Source organism: Actinomadura sp. WMMB 499 (assembly GCF_008824145.1).
Taxonomy (GTDB): Bacteria; Actinomycetota; Actinomycetes; order Streptosporangiales; family Streptosporangiaceae; genus Spirillospora.
Window position 1 is genome coordinate 4082694 of sequence record NZ_CP044407.1, and the last position, 22579, is coordinate 4105272.

Genomic DNA, 22579 nt, shown 5'->3' on the forward strand with positions numbered 1-22579 from the left:
GACGAGCAGCGCGCGACGAACGAACGGCCCGTCCCGTCCTCGCGCGGGGCGGGGCGGGCCGGCCGGCGGGCGGGCGGCGACACTGGACGTGGGCAAGTGGGCATAGCAGAGAGCGGGGCGCCGTGAGCACCAAGGACTACCTCGAGAAGGACTACTACAAGGTCCTCGGTGTCGCGAAGACCGCGTCGCAGGAGGAGATCAAGAAGTCCTACCGCAAGCTCGCCCGCAAGTACCACCCGGACGCGAACCGGGGGGACGCCGACGCCGAGGACCGCTTCAAGGAGGTCTCCGAGGCCTACGACGTCCTCTCCGACGAGAAGCGCCGCAAGGAGTACGACTCCGTGCGGTCCATGCCGGGCGGTTTCCGCGGGCAGCAGGGCGGCGGCTTCCCCTTCGACCTGGGCGACATCTTCGGCCAGCAGGGCGGCGCCGGGACACAGACCGGCGGGGCCGGGGAGCGCATCGGCGACCTGTTCGGCGGGCTGTTCGGCCGCGGCGGCGCGGGCACCCGCACGCCCGGCGGGACGCGCCGGGCCCGCCGCGGCGCCGACGTCGAGACGGACGTGACGCTGACGTTCGGCCGCGCGATGAACGGCGTGACCGTCCCGATCAAGCTGACCAGCGAGGCGGCGTGCGGGAGCTGCCGCGGCACGGGCGCGAAGGCGGGCACCGTCCCGCGGGTCTGCCCGAACTGCGAGGGCACCGGGCACGAGACCCGCAACCTCGGCAACTTCGGCTTCCAGGAGCCGTGCAAGGAGTGCCGGGGCCGCGGCCTCGTCGTGGACGACCCGTGCCCGACCTGCTTCGGCAGCGGGCGCGCCACCGGCACCCGGACGATCCAGGCGCGGATCCCGGCGGGCGTGGCGGACGGGCAGAAGATCCGGCTGAAGGGCAAGGGCGCGCCGGGCGAGAACGGCGGCCCGAACGGCGACCTGTACGTGAACATCAAGGTGAAGCCGCACGCGGTGTTCGGCCGCAGCGGCGACAACCTGACGCTGTCGGTGCCGGTGACGTTCCCGGAGGCGGCGCTCGGCGGCGAGATCCGGGTGCCGGTGTTCCAGGGGCAGCCGGTGACGCTGAAACTGCCCGAGGGCACGCCGAACGGGCGCACGATGCGCGTGCGGGGCCGCGGCGCGACCCGCCGGGACGGCACCAAGGGCGACCTGCTCGTCACCGTGGACGTGCAGGTGCCCGCCAAGATCGACGATCAGACACGTGAGGCCCTGACCCGGCTGCGGGACGCGGGCGGCGGCGAGGAACTCCGCGCCGACCTGCTCAAGCAGGCCAGACAGGAGTGATCATGGACCCGTTCGGCGACGACACACCGGTCTACGTGATCTCCGTGGCGGCGCAGCTGTCCGGCCTGCATCCGCAGACGCTGCGCACCTACGACCGGATGGGGCTGGTGTGCCCCGGCCGGACGGCGGGCCGGGGCCGCCGGTACTCGATGCGCGACATCGTCCTGCTCCGCGAGATCCAGCGGCTCTCGCAGGAGGAGGGCATCAACCTCTCCGGAATCAAGCACATCCTGGGGCTGCAGCGCGACAACGCGCGGCTCCGCGATGAGCTCGCGAAGGCGCACGCCGCCCTTGACGAGCTCGCGAACGAACTCGAATCGACCCGTGCGGTCGCGGCGCGGCTGGCGCAGCAGCGGCGGCACGGCGACCCGGGCGCGCCCGGCTCCGACCTGGTGCCGATCCGGCGCACCAGCGTCGTCGTCTGGCAGCAGCGGCCCGAGCACGAGTAGGGCCGAACCGGGCCGGACAGGGCTTCGAGCAGGGCTTCGAGCAGGGGCGTCGAGGGACGCAGGGGGAGCGGATCATGGATGACAAGCTGACGCAGAAGAGCCAGGAGGCGGTGTCGGTCGCGATCCGCCGGGCGGCCGCCGAGGGCAATCCCGAGGTGGAGCCGCAGCACCTGCTGGTGGCGCTGATCTCGCTGCCGGACGGCACGGCGGTGCCGCTGCTCGAGGCCGTCGGGGCCGACTGGCAGGCGCTCCGGCGGCGCGCCGAGGAGCAGCTCGCCGCGCGGCCGAAGGCGGCCGGTTCGACCGTGTCGGCGCCGCGGCTGTCCGCGCAGCTGCACCGCGCGATCACGACCGCGGGCGCGCGCGCACGGCAGCTCGAGGACGAGTACGTCTCCACCGAGCATCTCCTCGTGGGCCTCGCGGCGGACGGCGGCCCGGCCGCCGGGCTGCTGAAGGAGGCGGGCGCGACGCCGGACGCGCTGCTGGACGCGTTCGGGAAGGTGCGCGGGCACGCCCGCGTCACCAGCGAGAACCCCGAGGGCACCTACCAGTCGCTGGAGAAGTACGGCGTCGACCTCACCGCCGCCGCCCGGGACGGGCGCCTCGACCCGGTGATCGGGCGCGACGCGGAGATCCGCCGGGTCGTCCAGGTGCTGTCGCGGCGCACGAAGAACAACCCGGTGCTGATCGGCGAGCCGGGCGTCGGCAAGACCGCCGTCGTCGAGGGGCTCGCGCAGCGGATCGTCGCCGGGGACGTGCCGGAGTCGCTGCGCGGCAAGACGCTCGTGTCGCTCGACCTGTCCGCGATGGTCGCGGGCGCGAAGTACCGGGGCGAGTTCGAGGAGCGGCTGAAGGCCGTCCTGCACGAGATCAAGGAGAGCGAGGGGCGGATCGTCACGTTCATCGACGAGCTGCACACCGTCGTGGGGGCGGGCGCCGCCGAGGGCGCGATGGACGCGGGCAACATGCTGAAGCCGATGCTGGCGCGCGGCGAGCTGCGGATGATCGGCGCGACGACGCTGGACGAGTACCGCGAGCGCATCGAGAAGGACCCGGCCCTCGAACGCCGGTTCCAGCAGGTGCTCGTCGGGGAGCCGTCCGTGGCGGACACCGTCGCGATCCTGCGCGGGCTCAAGGGCCGCTACGAGGCGCACCACAAGGTGCAGATCAACGACTCGGCGCTGGTGGCGGCCGCGACGCTCTCCGACCGGTACATCACGTCCCGGTTCCTGCCGGACAAGGCGATCGACCTGGTGGACGAGGCCGCGTCCCGGCTCCGCATGGAGATCGACTCCCGTCCCGTCGAGATCGACGAGCTGCAGCGCGCCGTCGACCGGCTGCGGATGGAGGAGCTGAACCTGTCGAAGGAGACCGACGAGGCGTCCCGGCAGCGACTCGACCGGCTCCGCAAGGACCTCGCCGACAAGCAGGAGCAGCTGTCCGGCCTCGTCGGCCGCTGGGAGCGGGAGAAGGCCGGGCTGAACCGGGTCGGCGAGATCAAGGAGCGCATCGACCAGCTGCGCGGCGAGGCCGAACGGGCGCAGCGCGACGGCGACCTGGAGACGTCCTCCCGGCTCACCTACGGCGAGATTCCCGAGCTGGAGAAGCAGCTCGAGGAGGCGTCGGAGGCCGCCGACGACACCGACGCGATGGTGAAGGAGGAGGTCGGCCCCGACGACGTCGCCGACGTCGTCGGGTCCTGGACCGGCATCCCCGCCGGGCGCCTCCTGGAGGGCGAGACCGCCAAGCTGCTCCGCATGGAGGACGAGCTGGGCCGCCGACTGATCGGGCAGGCCGCGGCCGTCCGCACCGTCTCGGACGCCGTCCGCCGTGCCCGCGCGGGCATCAGCGACCCCGACCGTCCGACCGGCTCGTTCCTGTTCCTCGGCCCGACCGGCGTCGGCAAGACCGAGCTGGCGAAGGCGCTCGCGGAGTTCCTGTTCGACGACGAGCGGGCCATCACCCGCATCGACATGAGCGAGTACGGCGAGAAGCACAGCGTCGCGCGGCTCGTCGGCGCCCCGCCCGGCTACGTCGGGTACGAGGAGGGCGGGCAGCTCACCGAGGCCGTCCGCCGCCGCCCCTACTCGGCCGTCCTGCTGGACGAGGTCGAGAAGGCCCACCCGGAGGTGTTCGACGTCCTGCTGCAGGTGCTGGACGACGGGCGGCTGACGGACGGGCAGGGCCGCACGGTCGACTTCCGCAACACGATCCTGATCCTGACCTCGAACATCGGGTCGCAGTTCCTCGTCGACCCGATGCTGGAGAACGGCGCGAAGCGCGAGGCCGTCTGGAACGCCGTCCGGAACTCGTTCAAGCCCGAGTTCCTGAACCGGCTCGACGACGTCATCCTGTTCGACGCCCTCTCGACGGCCGAGCTGACCCGGATCGTGGACCTGCAGGTCGACAAGCTCGCCGAGCGCCTCGCGGAGCGGCGGCTCACGCTGAAGGTGACCGACGCGGCCCGCGAATGGCTGGCGCTGACCGGCTACGACCCGCTGTACGGGGCGCGCCCGCTGCGCCGCCTCGTGCAGACGGCGATCGGCGACCAGCTCGCCCGCGAGCTGCTGGCCGGCGACGTCCGCGACGGCGACGGAGTCGTCGTGGAGCTCGACGAGGCCGCCGACCGGCTGACCGTAGAGCCGTCCAGGGGGCTGACCTTCACCAAGTAGGGGCCGGCCCGTCCCTGCGGGGTCTCGCGGGGTCAGACCTCGAGGTTCTGCTCGATGTCCCTGAGCCGGTGCCGGGCCAGCGCCAGGTTGGCCCGGCTCCGGTCCAGGACCATGTACATGAACAGGCCCTTGCCCTTGCGGCCCGACACCGGCCGGATGATGTGGTACTGCGTGGAGATGCTGATGAGGATGTCCTCGATGTCCTCCTGGATGCCGAGCTGCTCCATCGTCCGCAGCTTCGCCCGCACCACCTCGGTGTTGCCCGCCGCCGCGACCGTCAGGTCGAAGGTGTTGGAGCTGCCGAGGTGGCCGAGCGCCATCCCGCTCCCGTAGTCGACCACCGCGACGCCGAGCGCGCCGTCGATCGACATCATGTCCTTGAGGGCCAGATCGAGATTCGGCATGTGCCTTCCCTTCCATTCCGGTTCTCTGCGTTCGGGTTCTGCTCGTCCGGGTTCTGCTCGTCCGGGTTCTGCTCGTTCGAGGGCTCGGGGCGCGGGGTCATCTCCGCGTGGCGGCGAGGAGGGCCGCGACGGCGCGCGCCACCGGACGCGCCTCCAGATGGAGCCGGCCGACATTCACGTCCCCTTCCGCGAGCACCGTCAGCGACGCGGCCGGCCCGGCCGCGTACGTCACCACGTAGCCGGCGCCGCGCACGACGACCTCGTGGAACCCGCCGCCGTGCGCGGTCTCCACCACCCGGTTCGCCAGCCCGAGCTGCGACGCCGTCACCGCCGCCAGCGACGACGGCTCGAGGGACGGCGGCAGGTCGTGCGCGATCAGCAGCCCGTCCACGGACGCGACGAGGCTTCCCGTCAGCCCCGGCACCTTCCGCAGCCCGAGCAGCTCGGCCTGCACCTCCGCCTCCAGCACTCCGGCTCCCGTCACAGCTCGATCAGCGCGGCGCGCAGCCGCTCCAGCAGTTGGTGGTCGGCGGGCGCCCAGCCCTCCGGGGGCGTCCCGCCGCCGAAGGTGTCGCGGGACGCACCGGGGCGGGACGCGACGGTCCGCGGGGCGTCGCGGCCGGCCGCCGCGCCCGGCCGGACGGCCCGCACCAGCGACGCCGCCGCGAGGCCGCGCACGGCCAGCAGGCAGCCGAACACGGTCCGGCCGAGGTCGCGGGCGAGTTCCGCCGGGGTCTGCCGGCCGTCGGCGTTCAGCAGGATCTCCGCCTGCAGGCCGGTCAGGAACACCCGCTGCCGCCGCACCCGCCGGACCGGGACGACCGGTGCCGCGTCCAGGTCCGCCGACGGCCACGCGGCGTCCAGCAGGGCCCGCCGCCGGTGCAGTTCGGCGGCGAGCGTCGCCGCGGTCACCGGACGGGCCGCGCCCCGCGCGACCGTCCCTTCGGTGAACCGCGGCGCCCCCTCCGCCCCGAGCAGGAAGCACGCCGCGTCGAACAGCGCGATGGGTTCCGCCCAGCGCCCCGCCGTGTACCGGCATTCGGCGTGGACGACCGCGCCCCCGGCGACCTCGAACGATCCGACGTCGCCGACGCGCAGCACGCCGCTGCGTCCGTCCCGCTCCAGCCCGTGCAGGGCGCGCAGTGCCTCGCCCATCTCAGCGGACCGCCATTTCCTGCACGAGCCCCCGCATCCGCAGCCGCGCGAGCGCGAGATTGCCCTTTTCCCGGTCGACCACCAAATGGACGAACAGGTGGCCGTCGAGATCGGGGCCGGTGAGGGCCAGCAGGTGATATCCGCCGGACCCGCACACGATGATCTCCTCGACGTCGTCGCCGTCCGGTGTCGCCGACAGCGCCGCCGAACCGAGCACGGACCGCACCACGTCGGTCGCCCCGGCGGCGTCCTCGTGCTGGTCGACCCGCTGGTCGGCCCGCCGGTCGCCCCGGCCGTCCCGGTCGGCCGAGGCCACGGCCAGCCCGCTCGCGCAGTCCACCAGAGTCACCCGCTGCGCCCCGGGAATCGCCATCATCCGCGCAAGGCAGTCATCGATGCGCAAGGCCCATTCCCCCACGAATGAGAGTTGCAGGAGACTGCACCTTACCCACAACTCACCGCACCGTAGGCGGAAAATCTCAAATAGCGATCAAGGTCGTGAAGCGGGGCATAAATACCACCCAGTATCGAAACCGCTCAGGCGCCTTGACCTCCAATTCGGCCACCTTGACAGAGACCGAAAACCTGGCCGTATCTACCCCGGGCCGCCGAACCACCGGCGGACGGCCGCGCCCAGTTCGTCCAGCTCCGCCGCCGACGGACGCGGCGACGACGAAGCCCACGCGACGTAGGAGTCCGGGCGGACCAGAACCGCCGTGACATCGCCCCCGCCCGCAAGCCCCGACCCGGCGACGTTGCGAAGCCCGTCATCGTGCCGAGTGGTCTTGGCGGTGACGGCGTGCACCCGGTCTCCCACGATCCCGGTCGGGGAGCCGTTGTCGGTGCGGTCGATGAGCAGGGGGCGTCCGGTGCGGGCCAGCTCCGCGAGCCGGACCGGGCCGTCCGGCGTGTGCAGGTCCAGGTCGGGGGCGCAGCGGCCGACGAGCGGGTGCGGGTCCCGCGCGCCCATGTCGTACCGGACGTCCGTGCCCGCGATCAGCTCGCCGACCCGGCGCACGGCCCCGGCGTCCGCGAGCAGTTCGCCGACCAGCTCGCGCAGGCCCGTCACGTCGTCGCCCGGCGCGAGCAGCGCCCCCACCGCCCGCGCGTACATCTCGACGCGCCGCGCCGCGGGCCGCCGCTCCGCGTCGTAGCTGTCGAGCAGCCCCGCGGGCGCGGCGCCCCGGACGTCCGCCGCGAGCTTCCACCCGAGGTTCAGCGCGTCCTGCATGCCGAGGTTGAGGCCCTGGCCGCCCGCCGGATCCACGTGCGCGGCGTCCCCGAGCAGGAACACCCGCCCGTCCCGGAACCGCTCCGCGCGCCGGTTGTTCCCGCCGGTCAGCCGCCGCAGCGCGTGCGGGCCGTCCCCGTCCGGCGGGCCGATCGGCACGTCCGCGCCCAGCACCCGGCGGACGCTGTCGCGCAGCTCGTCCAGCGTCATCGGCGCGTCCGGGCCCGGCCGGTCCCACTCCATGGTCGCGATCGTGGGCGGGCGGCCCGGCAGCGGCGCGAACGAGAACCCGCCGCGCTCGGTGCGCTCCCCGAGGAACGGCAGGACGAGCCCGTGCCCCGGCACGTCCAGGCCGCCGGTCGCGGCGTCGATCAGCTCGCCGGGCACCGACACCTCGCCCCAGCGGCGCGTGATCCGGTCGAGGCTCACGCCCGGGAAGCCGATGCCGCACAGCTTGCGCGTCGTACTGTGCCCGCCGTCCGCCCCGACGAGGTACCGCGCCGAGATGCGGTACGTCCCGGCGGGCCCGTCCACGTCGGCGCGCACCCCGTGGCCGTCCTGCTCCAGGCCCGCGAGCGCGTGCCCGTACCGGACGTCCGCGCCCAGTTCGGCCGCGCGCTCGGCGAGGGCCCGGACGAGGCGCGGCTGCGGCACCGGCAGGGTGTGCACCGGGCTCTCGTCGAGGAGGCCGAGGTTCAGCGGCAGCGCGGCGAACATGTAGAAGCGCGACGGCTCGGGCCGCGCGCGTCCGGCGAGGGCCTCGTACAGGCCGCGCCGGTCCATCATCGTCACGACCTGCCCGACCAGGCCGTTCGCCTTCGCTTCGGTGCCCGGCCCCGGCTCCCGCTCCAGCACGACCGGCCGTAGCCCGGCCAGGCCCAGCTCGCAGGCCAGCATCAGCCCGTTCGGTCCCGCGCCGACGATGACGACGTCCGCGTCCCTGCTCGCGTCCACGTCCACGTCCGCGTCCACCGCGTCCCTGCTCGCGTCCATGCTCGTTCCTTCCGTCACGGGGTGGGCAGGCCGGCGGTGAGCCGGTCGAGGGCCTCGCGCAGCACGGCGCCCGCCGGGGCGGGCCGCTCGCCGCGCAGCGCGTGCACGATGGCCGCGCCGACGGCGGCGCCGAGCACGGACGCCGCCAGCCGGGGGTAGAGGTCGGCATCCGGGTCGGTACCGGTGCGCTCGGCGATGGCGGCGGCCAGCTCGGCCTCCGCGGCGGCGTGCGCCTTCGCCATCTCGCCCGCCAGCGCCGGTTCGGTCAGCATCAGCCGGGCCCCGTCCGCGTGCCGCCGCGCCCGTTCGCCGTCCCGCGCCCCCGCGGCCGGGCCGGGCGCGGGCGGCGCGAACTGCTCCTGGACGGCCGCGCCGACGGCGTCCCACAGCGGTTCGTCCGCCGGACGGGCGCGCAGGCCGTCGGCGACCCGCCGCATCCGGTCGACGTGCCGGGCGGCGACCGCCTCGGCCTTGCCGGAGAAGTAGTTGCGGAAGGTGCGGACGGACACGTTCGCCGCCGCCGCGATGTCCTCGATCGTCACCGCGTTCCACCCGCGCTCGACGATCAGCCCGACCGCCGCCGCGCTCAGCGCGTCCCGCGTCTCCAGCTTCTTGCGCTCCCGCAGGCCGATCGCGCGCCCGCCGTCCTCGCCGTCCATCATGCACCGCACGATAGACGAAACTTGCCGATCCGGCAAAGATGCCGGATCGGCAAGCTCTTTCGGAGGGGTCAGCGCTCGCCGCGGCTCCAGAAGCGGTACTCGTGGTCCTTCACGAAGTCGGCGCGCTTCCACTCCCCGGACGTCAGCGACTGGACGTGCAGGCCCGCGCGGCCCCGGTCGTCGCGCAGCCGCGGCCAGCGCGCCTCGCCGCCGCCGTTCGGGTCACCGGTCGCGGCGAAGCGCGTCCACGCGCCGATCATCCGGTCGCCCAGGGCGGCCTGCTCGGGCGTCAGGTCGGTGAACAGCGGCAAGTCGAAGAGGTACGCCAGCTCGGACATGTGCTGGGCGGCGGCCGGGAAGCTCGGCTCGGCCATGCCCGCGAACCAGGGCGTGTCCCGCTCGGCGAACTCGTACATCCGGACGGACGTGCGCCGCGACAGCGCGCGGGCCGTGTCGAGGGTCGGCACCGACCAGGTCGCGTCGGTCTTCACGCGGGCCAGCGACCGTCCCGCCGAGTCCCCCAGCGGATAGCGCCGCAGGACGGCGTCGGCACGCGAGGGGTACGTCGCCCGGATCGTCGGCTCGTACTTCTCGTCCGCCATCGGCTTCCCGGTGACCAGCTCCTGCCCGAGGATCATCCCGTTCTCCTCGTCGTGGTTGACGCCGACGAGCACCGGGACGCGGTTGAAGCGGCCCTTCCGGAACGCCTCGTCCACCGGAAGCGGCAGGTCGCGCGTGCCGCTGACGGGACGCGGCTCCCGCTCCGTCCCGTACAGCTCCAGCAGCCGATCGATGGGCGCCTCGCGCAGGCAGCGCGCCACGTCGCCGTGCCCGCACTCCGCGAGCAGGTCCTCGATCACCGTCTCGCTGTCGGCCAGGGCCGCCGCCCTGGTCCGGGAGGCGTTGCCCGGCGTCGCGCAGGGCGCGCTCTGGACGATCGCCTTGTCGAACAGCCCCGCCGACGTCGGGGACGCGAGGTGCCCGCACACGCCGAACCCGCCGCCGGACTCGCCCATGATCGTCACGTTGCGCGGGTCTCCCCCGAACGCCCCGATGTTCTCCCGCACCCAGCGCAGCGCCGCGCGCTGGTCGTCCAGCGCGAGGCTCCCCGACTCCGGCAGGGACGGGTGGGTGAGGAAGCTCGTGACGCCCAGCCGGTAGTTGAGCGACACGACCACGGCGCCGCCCGCCGCGAGCCGGTCCGCCCCGTACAGGTCGCCCATCCCGAACATCATGCTGCCGCCGTGGATCCACACGATCACCGGCAGCCTCCCGCGCGTTCCGTCCCCGCGCCTTCCTGCCGGTGTCGTGACGTTGACGTTGAGGCAGTCCTCGTCGGTGCTGGGCCGCCCGATCGGCAGTCCGGCCGGCTGCGCGCACACCTTGCCGGGCTCGACGGCGTCCCGCACACCGCTCCACGCCGGGACGGGACGCGGCACGGCGAAGCGCTCGGCCGTGGCGTACGGGATCCCCTGGAACGACCGGACCTTCGGGCCGACGGTCCCGCGCACGGCCCCCTTGGACGTCACCACGATCGCCGGATCGGTGTCCGCGTGGGCGGTCGCGCCCGGTGCGAGGGGTGCCAGCAGGGCGAGGCCCAGAGCCGCCGCCGAGATCTTCTTCATGTCCGTCTCCCTGTCGATCGAGCCGATGCCGGGAACCGTAGATCAGATTTGCACGATCGCGCAACTCGATCGCGCAAGGCGTTCGCGCAAAACGATCGTGCAAGATTGCTGCTACGCTGCCGCGCATGGGAAACCGGGAGGATCTGCTGGCGGGCGCGAAGCGGTGCCTGCGCGAGAAGGGCTACGACCGCACGAGCGTCCGCGACATCGCCACCGCGGCCGGGGTGAGCACGGCCGCGATCGGCTACCACTACGGCTCCAGGGAGGCGCTGCTGATCCAGGCGCTGTTCGAGCTCCTGGACGAGTGGGGCGACTCGCTCGGCCGCGCGCTGGCCCCGGGGCCCGGCGACGACGCGGCCCGCGGCTTCGCGCGCATGTGGGACGGGCTGATCCGGGAGATCACCGACAATCCCGACCCGTGGGTGGCCAGCGTGGAACTGTTCCTGCAGGCGCGGCGGCAGCCCGCACTGCGCGACCGCCTCGCGGACGGCGTCCGCGAGGGGCGGCGGGGCATGGTCGCGATCCTGCGGAGCGTCCCCGAGGACACGGTCACCGACGGCGCGGCCCGCACCGTCGGCATGGTGCAGACGGCGCTGATGTCGGGCGTGCTGATCCAGGCGCTGAGCGACCCCGCGAACGCCCCCACCGCGGCGGAGATCCTCGAAGGGCTACGGGCCCTGGCGGAGATCGCCGGCCCCGGCCCGGCCTGACCGCCGCGTCAGCCGCAGCGGCGACCGTCCAGGCTGCAGTGGTCGGGGGACGACGCCTCGCCCGCGGCCTGGAAGGTCACGGTGGCGCTCGCCCCGGGGCCGAGGACGCCCATGCGCGCGACGACGCTCCCGCCGGACCACTCGCTCGGGACGCCCCAGGCCGACGTGATCTGCACCCCGCGCCCGTATCCGAACTCCAGGTCCCCCGCGTCGACCGGCCGTTCGCCGTGGTTGGTGACGGTGAGGGTGCCGATGAAGTTCGTCTCCCAGTCGCCCTGGGTGCTGTAGTCGGCCCGCAGTTCCCGGTCCCGTCCCCAGCGGTCGTCGTCGTCGCGGCCGTCGCGGCCGCTCCGGCCGCGGTCGCGCCACCGGTCGTCGTCGTCCCCGTCGGGGGTGCCGGTGGCCTCGGCGGTGGGGGTTTCCTCGGGGGTGGGAGTGGGGGACGGCACGGAGTCCGACGCGACCGGGGCGCTCGGCCGCTCCGAGGGACCGGACGACCCGGACGGTTCGGGCGGCTCGGGCTCGGCGCAGTCCGGCGCGCAGCCGGCGGCGCGCGGCTCGGGCGGCGACTCGTTCAGCAGCGCCCAGCCGACGAGGGAGCCGCTGACCAGGACGAACGCGACGACAGCGAGGGTCAGGTAGCGCCCGCGGCCCGCCGCCGGGGGCCGCTCCGGCGAACGGTGCCGTCCCGGCGACCGGCCCGGCCCGTCCCCGGTGCGCCGCTCCATCACGATCCCGCCCGCATGACCTGCCCCATGATCGGCGATCCAACCAGAAAGCCCGCCCTTTCGCACGGCCCCCTCCCGCCCCTCGGTAACGTGCTGCCGAACGCGTCACCTCGGGGGAGCCGAATGCACATCATCGTGGACGATCTCAGCGGCCCGGAGATCGCCGAGTTCCTGGACGCGCACGTCCGGGAAATGCGGTCGATCACGCCGCCGGAGAGCAAGCACGCCCTCGATCTGGACGCGCTCCGTGCACCGGGCGTCACTTTCTGGTCGGCCCTGGACGCCCAGGTCATCGTGGGTTGCGGTGCCCTGGCGCGGCTGGACGCGGCGCACGCGGAACTGAAGTCGATGCGCACGGCGCCGCGCCGCAAACGGAGCGGAGTCGCCTCCGCACTGCTGTCGCACATCATCGGCGAGGCCGGACGGATGGGATTCACCCGGCTCAGTCTCGAGACCGGTTCCGCGGCCTTCTTCGAACCGGCGAGAAAGCTCTACGAAAAGTTCGGCTTCGACTACTGCGAGCCATTCGGCGACTACCGTCCCGACCCTCACAGCGTCTACATGACGCGCACCCTGAACGGCGCTTGACCTTCGAGCCGGGTCGAACGTCTAGCGTCGGCGGCATGATGCGCATCTCCCAGCTCGCCGAGCGCACCGGCGTCCCGGCGACCACGCTGCGGTACTACGAGGACGCGGGCCTGCTGCCCGCCGGGCGCACGCCCGCCGGATACCGGACGTACGGGGACGGCGCGGTGCGGCGGCTCGCGTTCATCGGCACGGGCAAGCACCTGGGGCTGTCGCTGGCCGAGATCCGCGAACTGCTGCCCGTGTGGGAGGACGGGACGTGCGCGCGCGTGCGCTCGGACCTGCGGCCCCGCCTCGCCGCACACCTCGCGGACACCGACCGGCACGCCGCGCGCCTGCACGCCTTCGCCGCCCTGCTGCGGTCGGCGCTCGACCGCCTCGACGCCCTCCCCGAACGGCCGGGCCCGTGCGGCGACGACTGCGCGACCCTGGCCGAGCCGCCGCCGGTGGCGTGCGCGCTGACCGGGGACGCGATGGCCGGACGCGCCGCGGCGTGGCGGCACGCGGTCGCCGGCGCCCGCGTGGAACGGACGCCGGCCGGGGCGCGGCTCACGCTCCCGGTGGATCGGGCGTCCGGCGTCGCCGGGCTGGCCGCCGCCGAACAGGAGTGCTGCCCGTTCCTCGGCTTCCATTTCCACTTCGACGGCCCGGTCCTGCACCTGGACGTCCGCGCCCCGGAGGCCGCGGCACCGATCCTCGACACGCTCTTCCCCACCTGACGCCCGGCCCGGACTCCCCGAGCCGGGACACGGTTCACGCCCGCCACACTCCGCGCACGGAACGGCACGCCGCATCGTGTGCAGCACACGCGACCGAACGGCACACCGCGCACCGCCGCGCCCGCACACCGCCGCGCCCGCACACCGCCGCGCCCGCACGCCGCGCCCGTACGCCGCGCCAGGCACCCGGCACCCGCACTCGGCGTGGCGGGCGGGCGGGCGTGGGGCGGGGCCCGGGGGTTCGTAGGCTGGGGCGGCCGCCGTCCCGAGGAGTTCCCGCCGTGCTGGTCGCCCGCTCGATCGTGCTGTTCGTCCTCGCCGCCGTGCTGGAGATCGGCGGCGCGTGGCTCGTCTGGCAGGGCGTCCGGGAGCACCGGGGCTGGATCTGGATCGGTGCGGGCGTGCTCGCGCTGGGGGCGTACGGGTTCGTGGCGACCCTGCAACCGGACGCGCATTTCGGGCGGGTGCTGGCCGCGTACGGCGGGATCTTCGTCGCGGGGTCGATCGTCTGGGGCGTCGTCGCGGACGGCTACCGCCCCGACCGGTTCGACATCGCCGGGGCGCTCGTGTGCCTCGCCGGCATGGCCGTGATCATGTACGCCCCGCGCGGCGGCTGACCACCGGCGACCGCCCGGCACGGCAAGCCGCGCACGAGGGGCGGAGGCCTGGTCGTCGCCGGTTTTGGTGTGATTTGTCGGGGCAGACCGCCGGGCGAGAGTCGCTCTACGCGCAGCGGCGGGAAGGGGACGACGGCCATGATCGGCTTCATCGTCGCGGGACTGATCATCGGCGCGCTGGCCCGACTGATCATGCCCGGCAAGCAGCGCATCGGGATCCTGATGACGCTCCTGCTGGGGCTGGTGGGTTCCGTCATCGGGGGCACCATCGCGAACATGCTGGGCACCGGCAGCATCTGGGAGCTCAACGTGCTCGGCTTCGTCGTCGCGGTGGTCGCGGCCGTGCTCCTGATCGGCGTCGCCGAAGGGTTCAGCGGGCGCGCCAAGCAGAAGCAGGCCGCCGGGAGACATTAGTCCGGTCCGGGTTCCGGGCCCCTGGGGAGCCTCGGGGGCCCGGAACCCGGCCGTGTCGCACGGTCCTTCAGATCTTTTTCGCGCGCGATGTCACTTTCTCCGCCGGGTCCCCGTCGTTCGGGCGAATCCACACCGTAGGAGGAACCATGACGTCACCCATCCTGGTCACCGGAGGCACCGGCACCCTGGGCCGTCTCGTCGTGCCGCTGCTGCGCGACGCCGGACGCCCCGTGCGCGTCCTCACCCGCACCGCGCGCGAGCCGCGGGACGGCGTCGAGTTCGTCACCGGCGACCTCGTCAAGGACGAGGGGGTCGACCGCGCGGTCGAGGGCGCGGAGATCGTCGTGCACCTGGCGGGCGGCCGCAAGGGCGACGACGAGGCCGCGCGGAACCTGGTGCGGGCCGCGAAGGCCGCCGGGGTGCGGCACCTGGTGTACATCTCGGTGATCGGCGCCGGCGCGGTGCCGATCGGGTACTTCCGGCAGAAGTTCGCCGCCGAGGAGATCGTCGCCGGGTCGGGCGTCCCGTGGACGACGCTGCGCGCGGCGCAGTTCCACAGCTTCGCGCTCAACGCGGTGCGGGGCATGGCGAAGAGCCCGGTGATGCCCGCGCCGCGCGACATGCAGTGGCAGCCGGTGGACGCCCGGGACGTCGCCGAACGCCTCGCCGAGCTGGCGCTCGGGGCCCCGGCGGGCCTGGTGCCCGACCTCGCGGGCCCCAAGATCTACGACATGGCCGAACTGGAGCGCGACTACCTGCGGGCGAGCGGCAGGCGGCGGCCGCTGCTGCCGATCCGGGTGCCGGGCAAGATCGGCCGCGCGTACCGGGCCGGGGACAACCTGACCCTGGACGGCGCCGACCACGGCCACCGGACCTGGGAGGACTTCCTCGCCGCCGAGTTCGGCCCGCGCCCCGCGCAGCCCGCCTGACGCACCGGGCGGCCCGCCTGACGCACCGGGAACACCGTCCGTTCACGGAACCGTCGGGACCACCTAGTTGCGTCATGAAACTCTGGTGCGCTCCAATGGGTTTCATGACGCAACTCGATGTGCGCGACGCGGCGCACGTGGGCTTCCCGGACGGTTCGCTGGACGCCGTCCGCGTGCGGCCCTACGGCCGGGCCGACGGCGCGCGGCTGCGCGGGATGTCGTCCCGCCTGTCCACCGGGAGCCTCTACACGCGGTTCTTCTCCGGCACCCCCCGCATCCCCGACCACCACGTGGCGCTCATGAACGGGCTCGACCACTGGGACCGGGACGCCCTCGTCGCCCTCCTGGACGGCGAGATGATCGGCATCGCCGAGTACTGCCGGGACGCGGACCGTCCGGGCCGCGCGGACGCCGCCGTCCTGGTGTGCGACCCGTGGCAGCGGCGCGGCGTCGCGACCGTGCTGATGCGGTTCCTGGCGCAGCTCGCCGGGCGGCGCGGGATCCGCGAGTTCGGCGCGGACGTCCTACCCGGGAACCGGGACGCCCTGCTGGCCGTGCACAGCCTGTGGCCGGAGGCGAGCCCGGTGTACCGCGACGGGCTGGCCCGCTTCGTGCTCCCGCTCCCGGCCGCCCGGGTTGATACGCACAGGTAGCAGCCATTTACGATGACCCGCATGACCCAGAATCTGCTCGGCGGCCCGCCTCCCACCGAACTCCCGGACAACACCGAGGCCCGCACGGCCCTGGAGAACGGCGTCGACCCCTTCGAGGTCGCCGCGCGCCACCCGGACCACCCGGGCGCCTGGGCCGAACTGGCCGACCGCTCCTTCGCCAAGGGCAGCGTGATCGACTCCTACGCCTTCGCCCGCACCGGCTACCACCGCGGCCTCGACCAGCTGCGCCGAGCCGGGTGGAAGGGGCACGGGCCGATCCCGTGGGAGCACGAGCCGAACCGCGGCTTCCTGCGCTGCCTGCACGCGCTCGCCCGCGCCGCCGCCGCGATCGGCGAGGACGGCGAGGCCGAGCGCTGCCGGACGTTCCTGCGCGACAGCAGCGCCACGGCGGCCGACGCCCTCAACGGCGGCTGACGAAGGCTGCACGGGCGGACGTGCCACGGGCGGCGGACGTGCCACGGGCGGCGGACGGCGCCGTCCGCCGCCCGTGGCGCGTCCGCGTCAGCGCAGGATCGCGAAGTTCAGGTCCGCGGTCCCGAGCACGCCGCTGAGCCTGACCCACAGCAGGACGAGCGACTCCAGCTCCCGGGCGGCGGCGAGCCCGCCGAGGTCGAGGATCCGCTCGCCGGTCCAGCCGAACGACCGCAGCAGTCCCGCGACGTCGGCCTTGGCGCCGTCGTCGTCACCGCACACGAACACGTTGTGCGGCCCGTCGACCCGGGACGGGTCGACCATCAGCGCGTTGTGCATCGTGTTGAGCGCCTTGACGACGCGGGCGCCCGGGAACGCCCCCTGCAGTTGCTCGGCGACGCTGCCCTCCGCGGGCACGGCCAGCGCGGGCGGGAAGCCGCCGGAGAAGTCCAGCGGGTTGGAGACGTCCAGCACGACCTTCCCGTCGAGGTTCGCGGCCCCGGCCGCGGTCAGGGCGTCGAGCGACACCGTCCCGCCGGTCGCGTTGACGACCAGTTCCCCGTGCGCGGCCGCGTCGGCGAACGTGCCGTGCCGTCCGCCGTGCTCGGCGGCCCACGCGGCGGCGGCCGGGTTGTCGGCCGTCCGGGAACCGAGCACCACGTCGTGCCCGAGGCCCGCCAGCCGGGTGGCGAGGCACCGTCCGACGTCACCGGTACCGAATACTGCGATCTTCATGCGTGGACCTCCTCCTGAAGGGACGCCGCGAGCGGGCGGCGGCTCGCGCGGTGTAGACATGGCAGTGCCCGTCGGTCATCGCGGACCCGCGCGTCCTTCCGTTCGCGGTGATCCCGAACGTAGGCGGCGGCGCGCGAGTCCGACAGAGGGAACTTCCAGGTTCCCTTCACCCCGAGGAGGCCCCGTGGACCCGGTGATCCCCGACGTCCTGGAGGAGTCCTGCGCCACCCGCCAGGCGCTGGAGCGGCTCGCGGCCAAGTGGCGCATCCTGCTGGTCTACGCTCTCCTGGACGGCCCGCAGCGCCCGGCCCGCCTGCGGCGCCGCCTGCCCGGCATCACGCAGAAGGTGCTGACCGAGACGCTGCGCGGCATGGAGGCGGACGGCCTCGTCACCCGCCACGTCCACAAGGAGACCGCGCCGCGGCACGTCGAGTACGGGCTGACCGAGCTGGGCAAGTCCCTCCAGGCGCCGCTCGCCGCCATCTGCGCCTGGGCCGCCGACCAGGCCCGCCCCGCGACGCCCGACTGACCCGGCCGTCCGGCGCCCTCAACGGCGGCCGGCGAGCGACTCCACCGACCGCGCCGCCCGCGCCGCGAGCGCGGCCAGGCCGGGGATCGAGGACGTGAGGAACGGGCCGTCGCCCGCCAGGTCGCCCGCGACGAGCACGCGCGGGTCCGGGCGGCCGGCGACGACGAGCCGTCCGGTCCCCGGATCGACGCCAAGGCCGCCGTCCGGGTGCCGCGCCGCGCCCTGCGCGACCAGGGACGAGACGAGCGGCGCGGCCGCTGGGGGCACCGCGTGCGCGGGCGGGTTCACCGCGTTCAGCACGGTTCCGGCGGTGCGGACGCCCGCCGCGTGCGCGATCCGGAACCGCCCCGCCGACGCCGCGATCTCGGCGGGCCCCCGGAGGATCTCCAGCGTCCCGGCGTCGAGCAGGTCCAGCAGGACGGCCGCGTTGCGGGGCACCATCGGGAACGCCTGGTTCGCGATCATGCGGGAGTGCCCGCGCAGCGCCCGGCGGTCGGCCGCCGGGAGCCGCCGCCAGACGACCGGACCCGCGGTGTGCGTCGCCGTCCGGACGATCCGGCGGCCCGGCAGCGGCGCGTCCATGAGGGCGAACTGCTCGCGCAGCACCCGGGCGGGGTCACCGGTCATCGACGCGGCGATCAGCCCGGCGACGTCGTCCCAGTCGTCGCCGGCGTCGGCCAGCTCCTTCCGGACGAGTCCCTCCAGGACGTCCAGCGTGACCGGACCGTCGAGCGTCGCCATGCGGTCGGGCGTGAGGTACCGGACGTCCATCGGGGCCGGACGCTGCCAGACGTGCGGCAGCGTCCCGCTCCGGGACACGAGGCTGATCCGTCCGGTGTGCGCGCGCGCCGCCAGCGACACGACGATGTCCACGGCGGTGAGCCCGGAGCCGATGACGGCGACGTCCCGGTCCGCCGGGACGTCGTCGAGCGTCCGCTCCAGGGGGTACGGATCGAGGACGAAGCCGGGCGCGCCCGCGAGCCCGTACAGGTCGGGGGCCGTCCCGCCGCCCACGCACAGCACGGCCGCGTCGGCCGTGCGGCGCCCCCCGGCCGTCTCGACCGTGATCCGTTCTCCGGGGGCGCCGAGCGACAGCCCGGTCACGGCGTCCCGCACCAGGTCCGTCCGGGCGAACCGGGCGAGTGCGGCGGCGGCCGTGTCCTCCAGGTACCGCCCGTACACGGCGCGGGGCGGCACCGGACGCCCGAGCCGCTCGTCGTCGTGCTCGCGCGTCCCGCCGAGCCACGTCCCGTAGTGCTCCCTGTCGCCCGCCCGGATCGACATGATCTCCGGCGGGACGTTGACGCGCACCGACTCCAGGTCCGGCCGGTAGGGGCGGCCGCGCCAGGGCAGCGGCGCCGGGTCGTAGACGGTGACGGCCTCCACGGCGGAAGGGTCCAGGGAGTCCAGCAGCCCGACGGCCGCCGCTCCCGCCCCGATGATCGCGATCTCCATGCGGTCGAGCGTCGCCGCCGCGCCGCGCCCGCCCCATCCCCCGGCCCGGGGACCGGCCCGTCCCGCGACCCCCCGTTCGAGGGGGTACGGGCGCCCGCGCCGCCGGGCAGACTGGGCCGCATGGACGATCGACGCGCCGTGCGGGCGATCCTGGACGGGGCCGAGCGCGCCCCGGACGCCTCCGCCCTGTTCGGCGGTGCGTCCGCGCGGCTCCGCCGCCTCGTCGGCTTCCACGCCGCCGCCTGGTCCGCGACCGACCCCGGCACCGGGCTGGTGACCGCGCCGATGCACGTGGAGAACCTCGGCCGCGGGGAGGGCTGCTTCGCCTACTGGGAGACCGCGCTGCTGGAGGAGAGCGTCGTCCCGTTCCGCGAGCTGGCCCGCGCCGCCGTCCCCGCCGCCGGACTGCGGGCCGCGACCGGCGACCTGCCCGCCCGCAGCGTCCAGTTCCGCAAGCTCCTCGCGCGGCAGGGTGTCGGGGACGAGCTGCGCGCCGTCCTGCGGATCGGGGGGCGCCCGTGGGGCGTCGTCAGCCTGTTCCGGGAGGCCGGCCGCCCGCCGTTCGGACCCGCCGAGGTGGCGCTCCTCGCGCGCCTGTCGGCGCCGCTGGCCGGGCGCCTGCGCGCCCTCGCCGTTCCCCCGCCCGGCACCGCCGAGGGGGCGGGGCGGGACGAGCCGGGACCGGGGCTCGTGCTGTTCGACCCGTCCGGCGTCCCGATCTCGATCAACGACGAGGCCAGGCACCACCTCGCGCGCGTTCCCGCCGGGCCTTCGGTCCCCTCCCCGCTGGGGCCGCCGCTGCCGATCTGGCTGGCCGGGACGGCCGCGCAGGCCCGCGCCGTCGCGTCCGGGCGCGACCGCGGCGCCGCGCGGGTGCGGGTCCGCACCCGCGACGGCCGCTGGCTCGTCTGCCACGCGACCCGCACCGAGGGCCCCGGCGGCGCGCCCGGCCCGACCGCCGTCGTCGTCCAGCCCGCCGCCGGATCCGACCTCGCCCCGCTCATCGCGGACGCGTACGGGCTGTCCGTCCGCGAACTGGAGATCACCGAGCTGATCGCGCGGGGCCTGTCCACCGGCGACATCGCGGCCGACCTGGTCATCTCACCGCACACCGTGCGCGACCACGTAAAAACGATCTTCGGGAAGACGGGCGCGTCCAGCCGCGGCGAACTGGTCGCGCGGCTGTTCGCCGACCGCCACTGGCCCCGCCGGGCCGCCGCGGGCCCCGCCGGGAGGGCCCGCTGACCTGGCTCTCGACCGGCCCCGGGGTTTTCCCGGCGGCCGCATGCGGGTACGATCTGACCGCAAGAGGCCCCTTTCGCACTTGCGATCGAGGGGCCTTTCGTCGTGGGAAGGGTGAATCGGCATGCCGGCGATCGTTCTGGTCGGGGCTCAGTGGGGGGACGAGGGGAAGGGCAAGGCCACCGACCTGCTGGGCGGAGACGTCGACTACGTCGTCCGCTACCAGGGCGGTAACAACGCGGGACACACCGTCGTCATCGGTGACAAGAGCTACGCACTGCACCTGCTGCCCTCGGGGGTGCTGTCCCCCGACGTCGTCCCCGTGATCGGGAACGGCGTGGTGATCGACCCGGCCGTCCTGCTGGAGGAGATCGACGGGCTGCGCGACCGCGGCGTCGGCTGCGAACGGCTGCTGATCTCCGGCAACGCGCACCTGATCATGCCCCACCACCGGGCCCTCGACAAGGTCACCGAGCGCTACCTCGGCAAGGCCCGCATCGGCACCACCGGGCGCGGCATCGGCCCCGCCTACGCCGACAAGATCAACCGGATGGGCATCCGCGTGCAGGACCTGTTCGACCCGAACATCCTCACGCAGAAACTCGACCTCGCCCTCCGCGAGAAGAACCAGGTCCTCACGAAGGTCTACAACCGGCGCCGCATCGACACCGGCCCGATCGTCCAGGAGTACGTCGCGTACGGGGAGCGGCTCCGCCCGTTCGTCACCGACACCACGCTCGTCCTGAACAAGGCCCTGGACGACGGCAAGGTCGTGCTGCTCGAGGGCGCGCAGGGCACGCTCCTCGACATCGACCACGGCACGTACCCGTTCGTCACGTCGTCGTCCCCGACCGCGGGCGGCGCCTGCGCGGGCTCCGGCGTCGGCCCCACGAAGATCGACCGGGTGATCGGCATCCTCAAGGCCTACACCACCCGCGTCGGCTCCGGCCCGTTCCCCACCGAACTGCTGGACGAGCAGGGCGAGTACCTCCGCAAGACCGGCGGCGAGTACGGCGTCACCACCGGCCGCGACCGCCGCTGCGGCTGGTTCGACGCCGTCATCGCCCGCTACGCCACCCGCGTCAACGGCATCACCGACTACTTCCTCACCAAGCTGGACGTGCTGTCCGGGCTCGACCGCGTCCCGGTCTGCGTCGCCTACGACATCGACGGCGAGCGGGTCGACGAGCTGCCCACCACGCAGACCGACTTCCACCACGCCAAGCCGATCCTCGAGTACCTGGACGGCTGGCGCGAGGACATCACCGGCGCCAAGACGTTCGAGGACCTCCCGAAGAACGCGCAGGCCTACGTCCGGTCGCTGGAGGAGATGTCGGGCGCGCGGATCTCCGCGATCGGCGTCGGCCCCGGCCGCGACCAGACGCTCGAGCTCCGCCCGCTGGTCTGACCGCCGTAACCGGCGGTCGCCGCAGGCAGGTACGGTTGCTCTCCGTGACCCGTACCGTCGAGGCGACCCGTACCGTCGAGCTGCACGGCCACCGCGGCGCCCGGGGCCTGCTGCCGGAGAACACCCTCCCCGGCTTCGCGCACGCGCTGGACCTGGGCGTCGACGCCGTCGAGCTCGACGTGGGCCTGTCGGCCGACGGCGTCGTCGTCCTCGGCCACGACCAGGTCCTGTCGCCGGTGACGCTCACCGACACCGGCCCCGCGCACCCGGGCGACCCGGCCTTCCCCTACGTGGGGAAGGCCGTCCGCGACCTCACCCTCGCGCAGCTCCGGACCCTCGACGCGGGCGTCCGCCGCCCCGGCGACGCGTTCGCCGTCACCCAGCGGGCCGTCCCCGGAACGCCGATCCCGACCCTCGCGGAGGTCTGCGCACTGGTCGCACCGTCCGGGGCCGACCTCGCCGTCGAACTCAAGACCGACCCGAGCTGGCCGGACGCCGAGGTGGCGCGGTTCGTCGCCGCCGTCGCGGACGTCCTGCACGGTGCCGGTCTCGCCGCTCGCAGCCGCCTGCTGGCCTTCGATTGGCGCGTCCTCGCCCGCACCCCCGCGAGCTGGGCCGGGTCGCGCTCGCCGAACGCAAGACCCTCGTCCCCGGCAGCCCGTGGCTCGCGGGACACCCCGCCCGCGACCCCGTCTCCTCGGCGGTCGCCGCGGGCGCGACCGCCCTGTCGCCCGAGCACGCGATCACCACCCCCGGCCTCGTGGACGACGCCCACGCCGCCGGGCTGCCCGTCGCCGTGTGGACGGTGAACGACCCCGAGGACATCGCCCGATTCGCGAAGTACGGCGTGGACGCGATCGTCACCGACTACCCCGACGTCGCGGCGGACGTCCTGGCGGCCGCCGCCGCACCGCTCGAGGCGTAGCCGGGCCGG

26 protein-coding genes are annotated in these 22579 nt (G+C 74.4%); 16 read left to right on the plus strand and 10 right to left on the minus strand.

Features of this window, described 5'->3' with window-relative positions; all coding sequences use genetic code 11:
* Positions 1–122: 122 nt before the first annotated feature.
* The 3 genes from dnaJ (at position 123) to clpB (ending at position 4419) form a co-directional block, all read left to right on the plus strand.
* The gene (dnaJ, locus tag F7P10_RS17900) at positions 123–1298 is read left to right on the plus strand and encodes a molecular chaperone DnaJ (RefSeq protein ID WP_151010380.1); all 1176 of its coding nucleotides are present in this window, start codon (positions 123–125) and stop codon (positions 1296–1298) included.
* Positions 1299–1300: 2 nt separating this feature from the next.
* A complete protein-coding gene (locus tag F7P10_RS17905; RefSeq protein WP_151010381.1) occupies positions 1301–1747 on the plus strand; it encodes a helix-turn-helix transcriptional regulator in 447 nt (148 codons plus the stop codon).
* Between the two features lie 74 nt (positions 1748–1821).
* Positions 1822–4419, plus strand: a complete 2598-nt coding sequence (gene clpB, locus F7P10_RS17910; protein WP_151010382.1) for an ATP-dependent chaperone ClpB — start codon at positions 1822–1824, stop codon at positions 4417–4419.
* Between the two features lie 32 nt (positions 4420–4451).
* On the opposite strand, the gene F7P10_RS17915 is transcribed toward clpB, so the two are convergent.
* The 7 genes from F7P10_RS17915 to F7P10_RS17940 form a co-directional block, all read right to left on the minus strand.
* Positions 4452–4823, minus strand: coding sequence for a hypothetical protein (locus tag F7P10_RS17915; protein ID WP_151010383.1), 372 nt, complete (start codon positions 4821–4823; stop codon positions 4452–4454).
* Between the two features lie 97 nt (positions 4824–4920).
* Positions 4921–5307 carry a roadblock/LC7 domain-containing protein gene (locus F7P10_RS42410; RefSeq protein WP_218040557.1) on the minus strand — a complete coding sequence of 129 codons (387 nt, stop codon included), beginning with the start codon at positions 5305–5307 and terminating at the stop codon, positions 4921–4923.
* Positions 5304–5978 carry a hypothetical protein gene (locus F7P10_RS42415; protein WP_176611524.1) on the minus strand — a complete coding sequence of 225 codons (675 nt, stop codon included), beginning with the start codon at positions 5976–5978 and terminating at the stop codon, positions 5304–5306. The genes F7P10_RS42410 and F7P10_RS42415 overlap by 4 nt, the downstream gene beginning before the upstream one ends.
* A 1-nt stretch (position 5979) precedes the next feature.
* A complete protein-coding gene (locus tag F7P10_RS17925; RefSeq protein ID WP_151010384.1) occupies positions 5980–6354 on the minus strand; it encodes a hypothetical protein in 375 nt (124 codons plus the stop codon).
* A gap of 219 nt (positions 6355–6573) precedes the next feature.
* The gene (locus F7P10_RS17930) at positions 6574–8202 is read right to left on the minus strand and encodes an FAD-dependent monooxygenase (protein WP_151010385.1); all 1629 of its coding nucleotides are present in this window, start codon (positions 8200–8202) and stop codon (positions 6574–6576) included.
* Between the two features lie 14 nt (positions 8203–8216).
* On the minus strand, positions 8217–8864 hold the full coding sequence (locus F7P10_RS17935; protein ID WP_254716674.1) for a TetR family transcriptional regulator: 648 nt from the start codon (positions 8862–8864) through the stop codon (positions 8217–8219).
* 68 nt (positions 8865–8932) lie between these two features.
* Positions 8933–10489, minus strand: coding sequence for a carboxylesterase/lipase family protein (locus F7P10_RS17940; protein ID WP_151010386.1), 1557 nt, complete (start codon positions 10487–10489; stop codon positions 8933–8935).
* A 125-nt stretch (positions 10490–10614) separates the two neighbouring features.
* Here F7P10_RS17940 and F7P10_RS17945 point away from each other — a divergent pair, with 125 nt between their 5' ends.
* Complete coding sequence (locus F7P10_RS17945; protein ID WP_151010387.1) at positions 10615–11199, plus strand: TetR/AcrR family transcriptional regulator; 585 nt, start codon at positions 10615–10617, stop codon at positions 11197–11199.
* An 8-nt stretch (positions 11200–11207) separates the two neighbouring features.
* Here the strand turns inward: F7P10_RS17945 and F7P10_RS17950 are convergent, their stop codons facing one another.
* A complete protein-coding gene (locus F7P10_RS17950; RefSeq protein WP_151010388.1) occupies positions 11208–11927 on the minus strand; it encodes a cellulose binding domain-containing protein in 720 nt (239 codons plus the stop codon).
* A 123-nt stretch (positions 11928–12050) separates the two neighbouring features.
* Here F7P10_RS17950 and F7P10_RS17955 point away from each other — a divergent pair, with 123 nt between their 5' ends.
* The 7 genes from F7P10_RS17955 (at position 12051) to F7P10_RS17985 (ending at position 16279) form a co-directional block, all read left to right on the plus strand.
* Positions 12051–12515, plus strand: a complete 465-nt coding sequence (locus tag F7P10_RS17955) for a GNAT family N-acetyltransferase (RefSeq protein ID WP_151018121.1) — start codon at positions 12051–12053, stop codon at positions 12513–12515.
* Positions 12516–12550: 35 nt separating this feature from the next.
* The gene (locus F7P10_RS17960; protein ID WP_254716675.1) at positions 12551–13231 is read left to right on the plus strand and encodes a MerR family transcriptional regulator; all 681 of its coding nucleotides are present in this window, start codon (positions 12551–12553) and stop codon (positions 13229–13231) included.
* 281 nt (positions 13232–13512) lie between these two features.
* Positions 13513–13848, plus strand: a complete 336-nt coding sequence (locus F7P10_RS17965) for a YnfA family protein (RefSeq protein ID WP_151010389.1) — start codon at positions 13513–13515, stop codon at positions 13846–13848.
* A gap of 138 nt (positions 13849–13986) precedes the next feature.
* Positions 13987–14262, plus strand: coding sequence for a GlsB/YeaQ/YmgE family stress response membrane protein (locus tag F7P10_RS17970; RefSeq protein WP_151010390.1), 276 nt, complete (start codon positions 13987–13989; stop codon positions 14260–14262).
* A 146-nt stretch (positions 14263–14408) separates the two neighbouring features.
* Positions 14409–15191 (plus strand): SDR family oxidoreductase, encoded by a 783-nt coding sequence (locus tag F7P10_RS17975; RefSeq protein WP_151010391.1) that lies wholly within the window; start codon positions 14409–14411, stop codon positions 15189–15191.
* A gap of 104 nt (positions 15192–15295) precedes the next feature.
* Entirely contained in the window at positions 15296–15844 is a 549-nt protein-coding gene (locus tag F7P10_RS17980; RefSeq protein WP_254716676.1) for a GNAT family N-acetyltransferase, read from the plus strand.
* Between the two features lie 12 nt (positions 15845–15856).
* Positions 15857–16279: a DUF3151 domain-containing protein gene (locus F7P10_RS17985; protein WP_151010393.1), complete on the plus strand. Its 423-nt coding sequence runs from the start codon at positions 15857–15859 to the stop codon at positions 16277–16279.
* A gap of 87 nt (positions 16280–16366) precedes the next feature.
* Here the strand turns inward: F7P10_RS17985 and F7P10_RS17990 are convergent, their stop codons facing one another.
* Complete coding sequence (locus F7P10_RS17990; protein ID WP_151010394.1) at positions 16367–17011, minus strand: NADPH-dependent F420 reductase; 645 nt, start codon at positions 17009–17011, stop codon at positions 16367–16369.
* A gap of 184 nt (positions 17012–17195) precedes the next feature.
* On the opposite strand from F7P10_RS17990, the gene F7P10_RS17995 reads away from it, so the two are divergent.
* Positions 17196–17540, plus strand: a complete 345-nt coding sequence (locus F7P10_RS17995) for a helix-turn-helix domain-containing protein (RefSeq protein ID WP_151010395.1) — start codon at positions 17196–17198, stop codon at positions 17538–17540.
* Between the two features lie 18 nt (positions 17541–17558).
* Here the strand turns inward: F7P10_RS17995 and F7P10_RS18000 are convergent, their stop codons facing one another.
* Complete coding sequence (locus tag F7P10_RS18000) at positions 17559–18995, minus strand: FAD/NAD(P)-binding protein (protein WP_151010396.1); 1437 nt, start codon at positions 18993–18995, stop codon at positions 17559–17561.
* A gap of 120 nt (positions 18996–19115) precedes the next feature.
* Here F7P10_RS18000 and F7P10_RS18005 point away from each other — a divergent pair, with 120 nt between their 5' ends.
* From F7P10_RS18005 to F7P10_RS44420, 4 genes are all read left to right on the plus strand, one after another.
* Positions 19116–20240 (plus strand): helix-turn-helix transcriptional regulator, encoded by a 1125-nt coding sequence (locus F7P10_RS18005; RefSeq protein WP_151010397.1) that lies wholly within the window; start codon positions 19116–19118, stop codon positions 20238–20240.
* A 121-nt stretch (positions 20241–20361) separates the two neighbouring features.
* Entirely contained in the window at positions 20362–21645 is a 1284-nt protein-coding gene (locus F7P10_RS18010) for an adenylosuccinate synthase (protein WP_151010398.1), read from the plus strand.
* 44 nt (positions 21646–21689) lie between these two features.
* The gene (locus F7P10_RS18015) at positions 21690–22454 is read left to right on the plus strand and encodes a glycerophosphodiester phosphodiesterase family protein (RefSeq protein ID WP_254716677.1); all 765 of its coding nucleotides are present in this window, start codon (positions 21690–21692) and stop codon (positions 22452–22454) included.
* Positions 22370–22570: a glycerophosphodiester phosphodiesterase gene (locus F7P10_RS44420; protein WP_368077490.1), complete on the plus strand. Its 201-nt coding sequence runs from the start codon at positions 22370–22372 to the stop codon at positions 22568–22570. Before F7P10_RS18015 ends, F7P10_RS44420 begins: the two co-directional genes overlap by 85 nt.
* The last annotated feature ends 9 nt before the right edge of the window (positions 22571–22579 follow it).

Bases quoted from the DNA above. Each gene is read 5' to 3' on its own strand.
- F7P10_RS17955 (WP_151018121.1), top strand. From the start codon at position 12,051: ATGCACATCATCGTGGACGATCTCAGCGGCCCGGAGATCGCCGAGTTC.
- F7P10_RS42415 (WP_176611524.1), bottom strand. From the start codon at position 5,978: ATGGGCGAGGCACTGCGCGCCCTGCACGGGCTGGAGCGGGACGGACGC.
- F7P10_RS18000 (WP_151010396.1), bottom strand. From the start codon at position 18,995: ATGGAGATCGCGATCATCGGGGCGGGAGCGGCGGCCGTCGGGCTGCTG.
- F7P10_RS17930 (WP_151010385.1), bottom strand. From the start codon at position 8,202: ATGGACGCGAGCAGGGACGCGGTGGACGCGGACGTGGACGTGGACGCG.
- F7P10_RS17970 (WP_151010390.1), top strand. From the start codon at position 13,987: ATGATCGGCTTCATCGTCGCGGGACTGATCATCGGCGCGCTGGCCCGA.
- F7P10_RS18005 (WP_151010397.1), top strand. From the start codon at position 19,116: ATGGACGATCGACGCGCCGTGCGGGCGATCCTGGACGGGGCCGAGCGC.
- F7P10_RS18010 (WP_151010398.1), top strand. From the start codon at position 20,362: ATGCCGGCGATCGTTCTGGTCGGGGCTCAGTGGGGGGACGAGGGGAAG.
- F7P10_RS17985 (WP_151010393.1), top strand. From the start codon at position 15,857: ATGACCCGCATGACCCAGAATCTGCTCGGCGGCCCGCCTCCCACCGAA.
- F7P10_RS17915 (WP_151010383.1), bottom strand. From the start codon at position 4,823: ATGCCGAATCTCGATCTGGCCCTCAAGGACATGATGTCGATCGACGGC.
- F7P10_RS17990 (WP_151010394.1), bottom strand. From the start codon at position 17,011: ATGAAGATCGCAGTATTCGGTACCGGTGACGTCGGACGGTGCCTCGCC.
- F7P10_RS17980 (WP_254716676.1), top strand. From the start codon at position 15,296: ATGACGCAACTCGATGTGCGCGACGCGGCGCACGTGGGCTTCCCGGAC.
- F7P10_RS17960 (WP_254716675.1), top strand. From the start codon at position 12,551: ATGATGCGCATCTCCCAGCTCGCCGAGCGCACCGGCGTCCCGGCGACC.
- clpB (WP_151010382.1), top strand. From the start codon at position 1,822: ATGGATGACAAGCTGACGCAGAAGAGCCAGGAGGCGGTGTCGGTCGCG.
- F7P10_RS17945 (WP_151010387.1), top strand. From the start codon at position 10,615: ATGGGAAACCGGGAGGATCTGCTGGCGGGCGCGAAGCGGTGCCTGCGC.
- F7P10_RS17935 (WP_254716674.1), bottom strand. From the start codon at position 8,864: ATGATGGACGGCGAGGACGGCGGGCGCGCGATCGGCCTGCGGGAGCGC.
- F7P10_RS17940 (WP_151010386.1), bottom strand. From the start codon at position 10,489: ATGAAGAAGATCTCGGCGGCGGCTCTGGGCCTCGCCCTGCTGGCACCC.
- F7P10_RS17975 (WP_151010391.1), top strand. From the start codon at position 14,409: ATGACGTCACCCATCCTGGTCACCGGAGGCACCGGCACCCTGGGCCGT.
- F7P10_RS17905 (WP_151010381.1), top strand. From the start codon at position 1,301: ATGGACCCGTTCGGCGACGACACACCGGTCTACGTGATCTCCGTGGCG.
- F7P10_RS17925 (WP_151010384.1), bottom strand. From the start codon at position 6,354: ATGATGGCGATTCCCGGGGCGCAGCGGGTGACTCTGGTGGACTGCGCG.
- F7P10_RS17950 (WP_151010388.1), bottom strand. From the start codon at position 11,927: ATGGAGCGGCGCACCGGGGACGGGCCGGGCCGGTCGCCGGGACGGCAC.